At 50.2% G+C, this 11,807-nt stretch carries 13 protein-coding genes; 8 read left to right on the forward strand and 5 right to left on the reverse strand.

Annotation, left to right across the window (positions count from 1 at the left end; all coding sequences use genetic code 11):
• Positions 1-233 precede the first annotated feature (233 nt).
• The 3 genes from IQ235_RS07325 to IQ235_RS07335 all read left to right on the forward strand — a co-directional run bounded on the left by IQ235_RS07325 (position 234) and on the right by IQ235_RS07335 (position 2,047).
• Positions 234-641, forward strand: a complete 408-nt coding sequence (locus IQ235_RS07325) for a YdcF family protein (protein ID WP_264320831.1) — start codon at positions 234-236, stop codon at positions 639-641.
• Positions 634-840, forward strand: a complete 207-nt coding sequence (locus IQ235_RS07330) for a hypothetical protein (RefSeq protein ID WP_264320832.1) — start codon at positions 634-636, stop codon at positions 838-840. Before IQ235_RS07325 ends, IQ235_RS07330 begins: the two co-directional genes overlap by 8 nt.
• Positions 841-940: 100 nt before the next feature.
• Entirely contained in the window at positions 941-2,047 is a 1,107-nt protein-coding gene (locus tag IQ235_RS07335) for a TRAP transporter substrate-binding protein (protein WP_264320833.1), read from the forward strand.
• A 190-nt stretch (positions 2,048-2,237) separates the two neighbouring features.
• Here the strand turns inward: IQ235_RS07335 and thrB are convergent, their stop codons facing one another.
• From thrB to IQ235_RS07350, 3 genes are all read right to left on the reverse strand, one after another.
• Positions 2,238-3,149, reverse strand: coding sequence for a homoserine kinase (gene thrB / locus IQ235_RS07340; protein WP_264320834.1), 912 nt, complete (start codon positions 3,147-3,149; stop codon positions 2,238-2,240).
• Between the two features lie 104 nt (positions 3,150-3,253).
• A complete protein-coding gene (locus IQ235_RS07345; protein ID WP_264320835.1) occupies positions 3,254-3,541 on the reverse strand; it encodes a helix-turn-helix domain-containing protein in 288 nt (95 codons plus the stop codon).
• Between the two features lie 38 nt (positions 3,542-3,579).
• Positions 3,580-3,912 carry a type II toxin-antitoxin system RelE/ParE family toxin gene (locus IQ235_RS07350; RefSeq protein WP_264320836.1) on the reverse strand — a complete coding sequence of 111 codons (333 nt, stop codon included), beginning with the start codon at positions 3,910-3,912 and terminating at the stop codon, positions 3,580-3,582.
• Positions 3,913-4,180: 268 nt separating this feature from the next.
• Between IQ235_RS07350 and IQ235_RS07355 the strand changes: the two genes are divergently transcribed.
• The 3 genes from IQ235_RS07355 to IQ235_RS07365 all read left to right on the forward strand — a co-directional run bounded on the left by IQ235_RS07355 (position 4,181) and on the right by IQ235_RS07365 (position 8,219).
• Complete coding sequence (locus IQ235_RS07355) at positions 4,181-4,648, forward strand: peptidoglycan-binding domain-containing protein (RefSeq protein WP_264320837.1); 468 nt, start codon at positions 4,181-4,183, stop codon at positions 4,646-4,648.
• A 127-nt stretch (positions 4,649-4,775) separates the two neighbouring features.
• Entirely contained in the window at positions 4,776-6,617 is a 1,842-nt protein-coding gene (locus tag IQ235_RS07360) for a tetratricopeptide repeat protein (protein ID WP_264320838.1), read from the forward strand.
• Positions 6,618-7,010: 393 nt separating this feature from the next.
• Positions 7,011-8,219 (forward strand): WecB/TagA/CpsF family glycosyltransferase, encoded by a 1,209-nt coding sequence (locus IQ235_RS07365; protein WP_264320839.1) that lies wholly within the window; start codon positions 7,011-7,013, stop codon positions 8,217-8,219.
• 15 nt (positions 8,220-8,234) lie between these two features.
• Here the strand turns inward: IQ235_RS07365 and IQ235_RS07370 are convergent, their stop codons facing one another.
• Complete coding sequence (locus tag IQ235_RS07370; protein WP_264320840.1) at positions 8,235-9,119, reverse strand: EI24 domain-containing protein; 885 nt, start codon at positions 9,117-9,119, stop codon at positions 8,235-8,237.
• 124 nt (positions 9,120-9,243) lie between these two features.
• Between IQ235_RS07370 and IQ235_RS07375 the strand changes: the two genes are divergently transcribed.
• A complete protein-coding gene (locus IQ235_RS07375; RefSeq protein WP_264320841.1) occupies positions 9,244-10,167 on the forward strand; it encodes a nucleoside hydrolase in 924 nt (307 codons plus the stop codon).
• A 398-nt stretch (positions 10,168-10,565) separates the two neighbouring features.
• A complete protein-coding gene (locus IQ235_RS07380) occupies positions 10,566-10,976 on the forward strand; it encodes a hypothetical protein (RefSeq protein ID WP_264320842.1) in 411 nt (136 codons plus the stop codon).
• Positions 10,977-11,459: 483 nt separating this feature from the next.
• Here IQ235_RS07380 and IQ235_RS07385 read toward each other — a convergent pair.
• Positions 11,460-11,807, reverse strand: a 348-nt coding sequence (locus tag IQ235_RS07385; RefSeq protein WP_264320843.1) for a sensor histidine kinase, incomplete at its 5' end; no start/stop codon positions are given.

Raw genomic sequence — 11,807 nt, forward strand, 5'->3', positions numbered from 1 at the left:
TACCAAAACCGTGCGTGGATGGGAGTAGGTGGATAGAAAATTTCGCGATCGCTCGTATTTGTGGATGAGTTCAGTCCCAGAAGCCAGGGAAGAAAGATGTCGGCAGGAGTTCTTAGGGATGAGAATTTAAGAATCTGTGCAATTGGCGCGAAGGGAACCCACCCCCCAACCCCTCCCGAGAGGGGAGAACTTATTAAATCTTCGATCCTTAGCAATAACGATTCAGATTTGAGATGACGCGAAAAAAATACCCGATCGTTAAACGAGGATTACAACTTGTTTTATTAGTTGCGATCGCAATTTTCTTGAGCTTCGGGCTGGGCAATGGCTTGAGATTGCGTAACGCAGCGGCTGGCGAGGTTGATGCTTTTCTAGTTTTGGGTGGCAGCATCCAGCGAGAGATTTACGCGGCGCGCTTGGCCACTCAATACCCTGATATCCCCATCCTCATTTCCAAAGGATCTGACGATCCTTGCATTCTGCTGGTTTTTCAGCGAGAAAGGGCCCCAATCGAAAAAGTTTGGCTAGAAAATTGCGCCAACTCCACTTTTGGCAACTTCTACTTCGCCCAACCCATATTAAAACGATGGGACGTTCGCCACCTCAAGCTAATTACCTCCCCAACCCGATTTAGTGGATGAAACGGGGGTTCCCGGAAATCAGGAATCTTTGCCCAAAATCCTCATCGATACCCTTCGCGGTCTCCTGTGGGCGGGTATCTCTCAAATTTATTCTCCCATTTGTCCCGATCTCGAACCCCTCGCTGCCGTGAATTTGGCAACGTGGCGACAGCGAGAGTTTAAATGCGAGCATCAAGGGGGATTGGATACGAGTTTTTGAGCGGCTGACAATCGATCGACCCCCTAGAAGCCACCGATGTGTCGTAGACTACAGCTAGTTTTTATACCTGTTTTTTAAATACCGGTTCGCCAATTTTGATATGAAACGGAGACAATTTTTCAGCCATACGGCCGTCGGTGCTGCGAGTGCTGCAACCCTAGCAGCTTGCGGAAGTGCCACCGATACAGGAGGGGCAGGGGCAACACTTCCCACCGTGCGTTGGAAAATGGCGACGAGTTGGCCCACTTCCCTCGATACGATTTTTGGTGGCGCGCAAACCGTCTGCGATCGCGTTGCCCAGATGACAGACGGACGGTTCACCATTACCCCCTATGCGGCGGGGGAAGTTGTCCCAGCGACGGAAGTTCTCGATGCCGTTCAGGGAGCCACGGTAGAGGTCGGCCATACCGCCAGCTACTATTACATCGGTAAAAATCCCGCCTTGGCATTTGCCACCTCGATTCCCTTCGGCTTGAACGCCCAACAACAAAATGCATGGCTTTATCATGGCGGCGGCTTGGAAGCGATGCAGAGAATTTATGCTGATTTCAATGTCATCAGTTTTCCGGCGGGAAATACGGGAACCCAAATGGGGGGATGGTTCAAGCGCGAGATAAAAACAACCTCAGACTTGAATGGTTTAAAAATGCGCATTCCAGGATTGGGAGGCAAGGTGATGAATCGTTTGGGCGTTAACGCTCAGGTTATCCCCGGTGGTGAAATTTTCCTAGCCCTAGAACGGGGTGCGATCGATGCAGCTGAATGGGTTGGGCCTTACGATGATGAAAAACTAGGATTGCACAAGGCGGCTAAATTTTATTACTATCCCGGCTGGTGGGAACCGGGAGCAACGTTAGATGTCTTAATCAATCTGGGCAAGTGGAATGGGCTACCCACAGAATATCAGGAAGTTTTTAAGACGGCAGCAAAAGAGGCCAATCTCAATATGCTCGCTCAGTACGATGCCCGCAACGGTGCTGCCCTGAAGCGATTGGTGGATGAGGGGGTAACATTGACCCCCTACAGCCAAGAGATTTTAGCGGCGGCACAAAAAGCATCGATCGAGCTATTGGAGGAAAATGCCAATGAGGATGGCATTTTTAAAGAGGTGTACGAGCAGTGGAAGGGGTTCCGAGATGAGATTTATCAGTGGAACCGCACGAACGAGTTGAGCTTTGCAAATTTTGTGACGACACCAACTCAGTAACGAGTTTCAAGGGTGCGGGCATGGTTGACAAGTTAAGGTTGTATTCACTTTGTCACCCTTTCATAAATCGACTGAAAACCCGGATTTTGGGGTCTCCCCCGGTCGCGCTCGTCGGTCGTTGTGCCCCCAGCTCCCCCAGCTTCCTCAGCTCACTTCACGGTGAAGCGCGCGTATTCAACCAAATTTAAGATTAGCCAACCGTTGCCCCCGAACGATCGATTTGCAACGATCGCACTGTGGAAGTAATCCCCTCACCTTGCCATGCTGTCCGCATCGCCGAAGTGACTTCTGCTGTCTGGATGGGAGAAGACAGGGCCAGTAACGTCGGCCCGGCCCCGCTAATGGTCATCCCGTATGCCCCTGCCGCCAATGCCGCCTGCCGCACCGCGTCGTAACCGGGAATGAGGGTTTGCCGATAGGGTTGATGGATGCGATCGAGGGTTCCCACCCGCAACCAGTCACTGTTGCCCGTCTCCAGCCCCCGCAGCAGCAACCCCAAATGGGCGGGATTGAAAATAGCATCAGCGCGGCTGTATTCGGTGGGTAGTACCTTCCTCGCTTCGGCCGTAGACAGTTCAAAATCGGGAATCGCCACCACGGGAACGATGTCCGAATGCCAGGGAATCTCGCAAATTTGCCAGTGGGAACCCTCCGATGCGGCGAGGCGGCAACCCCCCAGCAATGCGGGAACCACGTTATCGGGATGTCCTTCAATCTCGATCGCCAACTGCATCAATTCTGCCTGAGTCAACGGTTTCTCCGCCAGTTGATTCGCTCCCATCAACCCGCCGACGATCGCCGTTGCCGAACTGCCCAACCCTCGGGCAAGGGGAACGCCCAACTCAATCTCGATCGCCACGGGTGGTCTCGTTTTGCCCAGGTGTTGGTAAAATTTGGCAAACGCTTGATATGCCAGATTGCTCTCGTCGGCAGTGACGCGATCGGCTTCCAAACCCGTCACGCGAATTTCGAGAGTGGAATCAGTCCCCTCCAGAGGCGAAAATACAAAGTGATTGTGCAGTGTCAGCGCCGCACCCAAACAATCGAACCCCGGTCCGATATTGGCCGTCGTACCGGGAACGGAAATTTTTACTGCGGTCATATCCCCTCCAAACGCGAGTAGACGCTAGTTTAGCAAGCTCTTGTCGCGGTGAGGGAATAGACTTACTTATTTCAAAAGTGACAAGCCGCGTTTCTTAATAATACTCAGAAGGCGCAAAGCCAGCCCTCCAGTTTTTTTACATCACTTTCCCGATCGGAAACTAGGGTTTGTGAAACGTTCAGGCGATCGACGAACACGGGCTGCGAGACATTCTCGGGTTCTTGCAAGGTGCGTATATCATCGCCGGTTAATTCTCGAACGGGTTCGAGACAGGTTTCGTCGAACTGGCGCATGGTTGTCGTGTTAATTGCGTCAATGTCGTGCAATGCTTCCATCGTCTCGTGGATGGCGGCAAACACATCTGAACGGTACTGCTTTTCGGGTGTACTCATGGTTCTATCTCCGTCAATTTGCCTTTGTTTATCAAGCTTTATATCTGTTTTTCTGACAGGGCAAGAAGCTCTGAGGCTGCTTCTTTAAATGCTTCTTTTTCATTCCTAGTAATATTTTTCCGGTCACTTTTTGCAAAACCGTAAACAAAAAATGCTCGGCTTTCTCTACGAAAAACAATGATGGTTCTGTATCCACCTGATTTTCCTTGTCCGGCTCGTGCGATGCGTTGTTTTATTACTCCACCGCCTAAATTGGCATCAACGCTTCCTTTTTCTGCACGAGAAACCGCGTCTATTAAAACGCTTTTATCAATGTTTTCCTGCCGAGCAAACCGTTTAAACCAAGCATTTTGAAAAATCCGGATTGTCATAGAAGACTACTATTATACCGATATTATACCGAGTATGCCTTTTAGGTTCCGATCGATCTCCGGTCCGATCTTCAAGCAGTAACCGGTTTCCCAACCGTCACCGTACCCCCCATTGGTACGGATACTAAAATATAAGGATTCTAGCGGTATAGAGTCGATCTGTGTCTCTTCAAATCCTGTCGAATTCGAGGAAGTGGCATCATAAGTGCACGGTGTCTGGGTTGAAGTTTGTAGGTTAGAAACATCAACAGCACCGAGGATTACCGCTATGACTGCTATCTCTCAAACCCGCATCCCTCAAACCTCCGTTGCCTCTGCCTTTCCCACCCTGCGTCGCGGCGATCGCGGACGCGATATCCAAGTCGTGCAAACGCGCCTGAATCAACTCGGTTTTACCCTGGATCTCGATGGCATTTTCGGGGTCTGTACCGAAGGCGCGGTGAAGACATTTCAACAACGGCGCAGTCTGAGCATTAATGGAGTTGTTGGACTGACGACCTGGAAAGCGCTGATTCCCCCCACCCTGCAACGGGGGAGTGCCGGCCCGGATGTGGAGTACTTGCAAACCACTCTCCAGGCGATCGGGTATACTCTGTCTGCCGATCGAATCTTTGGCGCTCGTACCCAGTGGGGGGTTGAGAAGTTTCAAACAGAGCGCGGCTTGACTGTCAATGGCAGTGCCGATCCCCTAACTTGGAAAGCGTTGCTAAGCCATCGGGTTGCTATTGGAGTGTAAGCGCGACCCAGTGAGGCGTGGGGTGCGCAGCTCGCTAACTTGGCAAATTTGGCAAATCGAGAAAAGAAGGCAGAGTGGGGAGGTCGATTCGCTATTATACTTATCTATTACGCCCACAGCCAGTTCGATGACAAATTCCACCCCCGACTCCCCGCGCGATCGTTACTTTGATGTTATCGATCGCCTCGTCGAGACCACCCTCCAAGGCAAAATTCGCTCCAAAGAACAGGTCTACCAACGGCTGGTTCGGGAGATTCGATCGGGAACGGGGGAGATTTTCGAGCGCTGTCTGGCCGATCGCATTGCCAGTACCGAAGCCCAACTCGACACGAAAATCAAAGCCAGCCGCATCCTCAAAGCCCTGCAAACCATCGAGACGCAATGGCAGCGATGGCAGCAAGAAAATCAGGACAATGCGGCGATCTCTACAGCAACGGTGCAAATTCTTAATGCCGAACCCGACGATCGCCTCACGGCTATTCTACAAGTGCTCGATCCCAACCAGGCTCGAGCACTCAACTCGGAACAAATCCGCCAACTGGCGCGATCTCTACAAGCCCAGGCTCAAACGCGGAACGATCGCCAACTCGGGCAACTGGCGCGGGGACTGACGCAAGGTTTGGATGCCTTTGCCGGAATTGAGGGGGATTTGATTAGCTGGATTTACAAGGGGGCTGGCGCTTCTCTGGGGTTTGGCGGGGCTGCCGCTGCCCGAGAACCCTGGGCGACGTGGGCAAAAAAAGTCAGCAGCTATTTTCCCCAGCAACTGTTTGCCAGCCTGGCGCGCGATCGCGGTTTGGAAGATGGGGCGATTTATGGAGATGTCAGCGTCGAAGCTTGGCTGGAACTGGTGCTGCTACTCAAAGGGTTACAGCGGGGTTTGGTGGCTTGGTTCGACAAGCAACCCTACGACGTGAAGATGGGAAAGCAACTCTCTTTGAGTACCTATCTTATTTTTGCAGGAATTTGGGGTCGGCTTTCGGAGGCATTCGAGGCGGCAGGATCTCCCCTGGGTGGGGGCTGCTTTCAAATGATGCTGCAAATTTTGCGGACGTTTGCCCAACGAGATGATTTTCCCCTGTATGGCGGGGTATTTGCCTCTTTTTCGGGCGATCGCCTGGAGAATACCTGGGAGTATTTGGCGCTGCCGTTGCGTCAAGTGGAGGGCACTCAGGAAAAAGCGCGAGTGCTGACGCTGCTGGGCTATTCTCAAAAAGCCTTGGGGAACTACGATCGCGCCGCGGCGTTTCATCGAGAAGCCTTGGAGATTTCGAGAACGGCGGACGATCGCCCCTGTGAAATTGCGAGTTTGAACCACCTCAGCCGCATCTATGCTGCCCAAAAGGAGTACCGCGAGGCGATCGGATACGCGCAACGGGCGTTGATTCTGGCACGACAGGTGGGCGATCGTGCCGGTGAGGCGAATGCCCTGGCGAACTTCGGCTACAGCGAGGTCTTTTCGGCGCACCAACTCGAGCAAATGGAACCCCAGGTATACGAACGGGCGATCGAATACTTGCAGCAGGGGTTAGAGCTTTCCCAACGACTGCAAGATAGCCAAAGTAAGGCTTTGTGCTCGAATAGTTTGGGTATTGCTTGCGTTATTCTATCTCGTTTTTCGACGGCGATCGAGCATTTACTCCAGGGACTCGAAGCTGCGCGACACTCAGGCGATTTATATCTGCGAGGCTTGAATTTTGCGTATTTGGCCGAAGCGTATTATGGTTTGCAGAATATCGAAAAAGCGATCGCGTTTGGTTGCTTGGGAATGTATTTATTGGAACAAATTGATTCGGTGGAATGGCGGCAATCTGCTGGTTTACTATCCATCGTTCGCGGGCAAATTGGGGATGACAAATTTCAGGATTTTTTAGGACGAGCTCGAGCTAAAATCATTCCGGAAATTGGTGTGGATGGGTTCGATTATCTCGATGAATTACTGACAAAATACCAAAATGAGACGAACTGATGTCCCTTCAGTGGTAAGTTGGCCATTTTTTCTCGTTTTAGAGCGTCGGGAGGTAATTCCTCGGAAACCTTTCTAGAACAGCCCGCTGGTAATGGCGATCGTTGCCAAGTTTACCCCGATCGCTCCTTAAACTCTGTTATACTGGGGGGAGTAACCCATAGAGGGAAACACTCCTCAGATCTGTAGATTTACGAGTCGTGAATTTACCGAACCCCTCGATCGACAGTTCTATCTAAACTAGACAGTCTTTTCGCAATTCTTATACTCTTTCTTCTTGAAAACTTTAATTTTCTGCCAAAAAAATTCGATAGACTGGAAAGCGAGACTATTACTTAAGAGAGCAAATGCGATCTCACTCGATCGAAAAGCTCGGGGTTAAAAAGCAGTATGGAAATGGTAGAAAAAGTTAAAATTCTCAATATTGAAATCGATAATTTTACGATGAAAGAGTTTCTAAAAAATCTCTATCATCGAGGTGGAATTGTCTTTACACCAAATGTCGATCATCTCGTTAAGCTACAAAAAGATCGAGATTTCAACAGAACGTACCAAGCCTCGAACTATCGAGTGTGCGACAGCAAAGTTCTCATGTATGCCTCAAAGTTTTTAGGAACCCCGATTCGAGAAAAAATTTCAGGTTCGGACTTATTTCCTGAATTTTATAACTACTGCAAGAGAAAAGAAGAGAAACAAGAGGAAAAAGATACCAAAATCTTTCTGCTCGGAGCCGCTGAAGGTGTCGCGCTAAAAGCACAAGAAAATATCAACCAGAAAGTCGGCTGGGAGATAATTGTCGATGCTTACTCCCCTTCCTTTGGCTTTGAACGAAATGAGCTAGAGTGCCAGAAAATTATCGATCGCATTAATGAGTCGGGCGCAACGGTACTCGCGATCGGGGTGGGCGCACCCAAGCAAGAAAACTGGCTTGCGAAGTATCACGGTCGCTTGAAAAATATTAAAACCTTTTTGGCCATCGGTGCGACGATCGACTTTGAAGCGGGAGAAAAACCCCGCTCTCCCCAATGGATGAGCGACTGGGGACTCGAATGGTTGTACCGACTCCAAAGCGAACCCCAGCGGCTGTGGAAACGCTATCTGGTAGACGATCTGCCTTTCTTCTGGCTGCTTCTCCAGCAGAAGCTCGATCTTTATCAGCCCCCTTTCCAACCGCCCTTCTCCCCCGAACCCGTCGCTGCCGGTGTTCCGTTGGGTCAAATCTTGCAAGATGCCGGTTTGATTTCCGATAAACAGGTAGCGTTAGCGCTCAAATGTCAACAAACTCAGGAGGATGGCTTACGCTTTGGAGATATTCTTGTCAACCGAGGATGGTTAGCGCCCGAAACCATCGACTTTTTTGCCGAGGATCTACCACAGGTTGCCAATAGCGGACGACTCCAACCCCTCGGACATTATCTCAAGCGGGCAAAACTCCTCAACGATCGCCAAATTAACGAAATTTTATCCGAGCAAAGTCAAGCCAACTTGCGATTTGGAGAAGTCGCCGTTCGCAAAGGATGGGTAAAAGAAGAAACCATCAAGTCCGTCCTCCGCTATCTTGAGGGAAAAGATTCTTTTGAAGGAGCGGCACTCGCTAGTGCGTGAAAGCAGCCGACCTAATTAACGCGTTTTCGTTTCCGAACGGACTTCACCTTCGGAGGCGAAGCGCGCTGGCCAGATGCGATCGCAGAAAAATAACGTTCCCCCAGCCACGCAAAGGGGAATGGTGAGAAAGTTCACCACGGGAATGGCACAGAGAAAGAAGCACGCCAAACTGAAACTGCCGCTGGCGGGTAACTGAGTCAATAGCGTCGCTAGTTTCTCTCGAAATCGCACTCTTCGGCGTTCGAGAGACGCGTCGAGAAAGTCCAAACCGAAAGTTAGAGCGGCGATCGCAATTCCCCCAAAGCTAGCCGCCACCGTTCCCAATGCCGGAATCAAGTTCAATAGCAACAAGATCGCTCCCAAACCCCCGACTAGAAACAACTTTTTCAGCTCGAAAGCGATCGCTCGCCAAATATCTCGCAGGGCATTTCCCAATCCTTCCGGTGGGGATACAAATGCCTCTCCCAAACGGAGTTTCTCCAACTGTTCGGATAACTGACCGTACCACGGCGAACCCAGCACTGTCCCGAACTGCACCAGCACGAAACCCGTCAGAAGCAGCAGCCCGAGAATCAGTACAATTTGCAAGAGAACTTCGAGTACGTTATCGAGAACGGTCAGCCAACTCAACCACCGGGGTAAATCGGCTAGCAGTGGGTACAAACGAGCCGATAGCGTCAGAGTCAGGCGATCGATCCCTTTCAACCCCGGTAGCAGCAAGCCGACATACAAAGCAAGTCCGGCGATCGCATTTGCCAATACGGGAAATAGAATATACCCCCACAAATTGGGATTGCGAACCATCAAGACTAGGGCTTGGAACGGATAGGTTGCCCCAGAGATTAATCCTACAGGCGCTCGAGCCACCCGGATCGCTAAATTTTTCTGTGGTTGCGTCATATTGTTCTATTGAAGAGCGATTTCGATCGAAAGTCGTGATGGTAAAAACGGGGATCGGGTTAAATTTCAAACTTTGGTAAGCTAACAGGGTTCCGTAGCTCGATCGAAAAACCGTTATCGCACAATGTCCAAATCCCTCGTTCTTCTCGACCACGATGGTGGCATAGACGATTATCTATCGGTTTTGCTACTGATGACCATGGATAACGTAGACCCGATCGGTATTGTCGTTACTCCGGCAGACTGCTACATCGAACCCGCCATCGGCGTGACTCGCAAAATTCTCGATTTGGTCGATCGCAGTAAAATTCCCGTCGCCGCGAGTACCGTGCGCGGTATCAATCCTTTTCCTCCCCTCTACCGCCGAGATTCTCATATTATCGACCATTTGCCTATTCTCAACGAAAATGGTCGAGTGCGAACTCCTCTGCTGGCCGAATCGGGACAAGCGCTGATGGTGCGCGCGATTCGAGAGGCAATCGCCCCAGTAACGTTGATGGTCACCGGACCCTTAACTACTGTGGCAGCAGCACTAGAGATGGCTCCGGACATCGAAGCCAAAATCGAGAAAATTGTTTGGATGGGGGGTGCGCTGAACGTGCCGGGAAATGTGGAATCGGTATGGGAACCGGGACATGACGGCTCGGCGGAGTGGAACGCTTTTTGGGACCCGATGGCAATCGATCGCGTCTGGCAAACTCAAATTGAGATCGTGCTGTGTTCGTTGGATATCACCAACACCGTTCCGGTGACTTCGGAATTCGTACGCCGGATCGCCGGACAACGTCGCTATTCCCTCTCCGATTTCGCCGGACAGTGTTACGCTCTGGCAATTCCCCAGGACTACTATTTCTGGGATGTCTTAGCAACGGCTTATCTGGCACGTCCCGAGTTGTACCAGTTAGAGGAAGTGGAAACGGCAATCGTCACGACGGGATGCAGTCAAGGCCGAACGAAGGTGCAGCCGGGGGGACGTAAAATTCAGGCGATGAAACGGGTCGATACGGAGCGATTTTACGAGTATATTTTGCAGCAATGGGCGCACTGAGTCGAACTTTGGAGTGGAACGCGATCGTCGATCGGGTTGCGCTTAGATATACGCGACTCAAAAATCTAGACCCTGTAGGTTCGGCAGAAGTATAAAACCCAACAGCCACAGTTAACAGAATTTTAACGGTTCGGAAAACTTTTTACTCGATCGAATGTCCGTCAAGCTCCGACGGTTTGATTGACATCAAAAAAATCCAGAAATAACATGGAGGTAGCAGGAAAGTACGATCGAACTCAGTCAAATATTATTTTCTTTTTCTCATTATTATTGGTAATGAGCGAGCTTCTTTTTTGACGATCGATTGTTTATTTTCGAGCTTCTTTTTTTGAGTTTATGTTTCTATCTTTTCGAGCTGAAGCATAAGTTATCACTTTACTCAGATTGTGTCAAATTACATGAAGAATAAATTTGTCGGGAAGCTATCGAGTTTGAGTGCGATCGCCTTTTTCTTCTTGAGTCCTTTTGCTGGGGCAACCACTCTCAATAACGATCGAGACATTGCCGGTAACCATTCAAGCACGGCTCCGCTACAACTAGCTCGGTCTTTTTGTCCCGATAGTGCCGGTGGTACGCCACAGGTGGCTTTTTACGAAACAAACGGCTTTTGGATTTATATTTGTACCGTAGAAGGATTATTTTATCACGGTATTGAAAAAGGGAGTGGAAATTACGTCACGCTACCCGCTTACGTGGAAGAAGGAACGGGTTACGTCGCCGTCAATGGCAACTATACATACATTGTTAATGGCGCTACCTTGGCAATTTATGAAGGTCGTACTCTTATCCAAGAAGAATATGTTTGGTAGTTGTCGATAAAGGCATTACAACTGCGAAGTAACACTAACATTGATGAAAGTTGGGTAAGTTTAGCTTGCCCGACTTTTTTTCTGGCGGACAGTATTCGCAATTTTATATGACGAATACAATGCGAAAAGACCTGAGTTTTGCTTACAGCGGTTTTCGTAATGGTAGACTCCAGACAATTGAAAGGGTACGTACACAGGTAGTAGGGTTCAGGCTACAATAAACCTCTTTGTCACCCCTTGAACTGGGAAATACAACAACAGTTTGAAGCCAATAATTGCTTCGATTCTTTGTCGGTAGAATAACGATATTGAATGGTTCGTTCTGGCTGACTGACAAAGGTCAGAACTCGAAGTCTTCAAATTTCACCGCTCGATGTGACTAAAAGGTCTGTTTTATATCGCTTTAAGGCGATCGGTCGTACAGATGTGGAGAGATGTTTGCCAAATTGAACGCTCTTGTCTGGCATTACGGGGAGAAGGACTTCATTGAGAACCCATTGCGGGCAAGCGCACCGTCACAGTGGTTCCCGTCTGGGCATCGGAGGCGATCGAGAGTTCTCCGCCGTGGGCTTCAACGATTCGTTTGACGATCGCCAATCCCAACCCGGTACCGGAGGGTTTGGTGGTGTAGAAGGGTTGCGTCAGTTTGGGGATCACATCTGCCGGGATGGGTTCGCCGCCGTTGCCAATTTGCACGTGGATGTGGCGATCGCACTCGACCCGACAGGTGACGGTTTCCCCGGCAGGGGAGGCATCGCAGGCATTCTGCACCAGGTTGACGAACACTTGTTTGAGTTTATCGCGATCGCCGCGCAGGGTTAGGGTTTGGGT

This window comes from Zarconia navalis LEGE 11467 (genome assembly GCF_015207075.1).
GTDB classification, from domain to species: domain Bacteria; phylum Cyanobacteriota; class Cyanobacteriia; order Cyanobacteriales; family Geitlerinemataceae; genus Zarconia; species Zarconia navalis.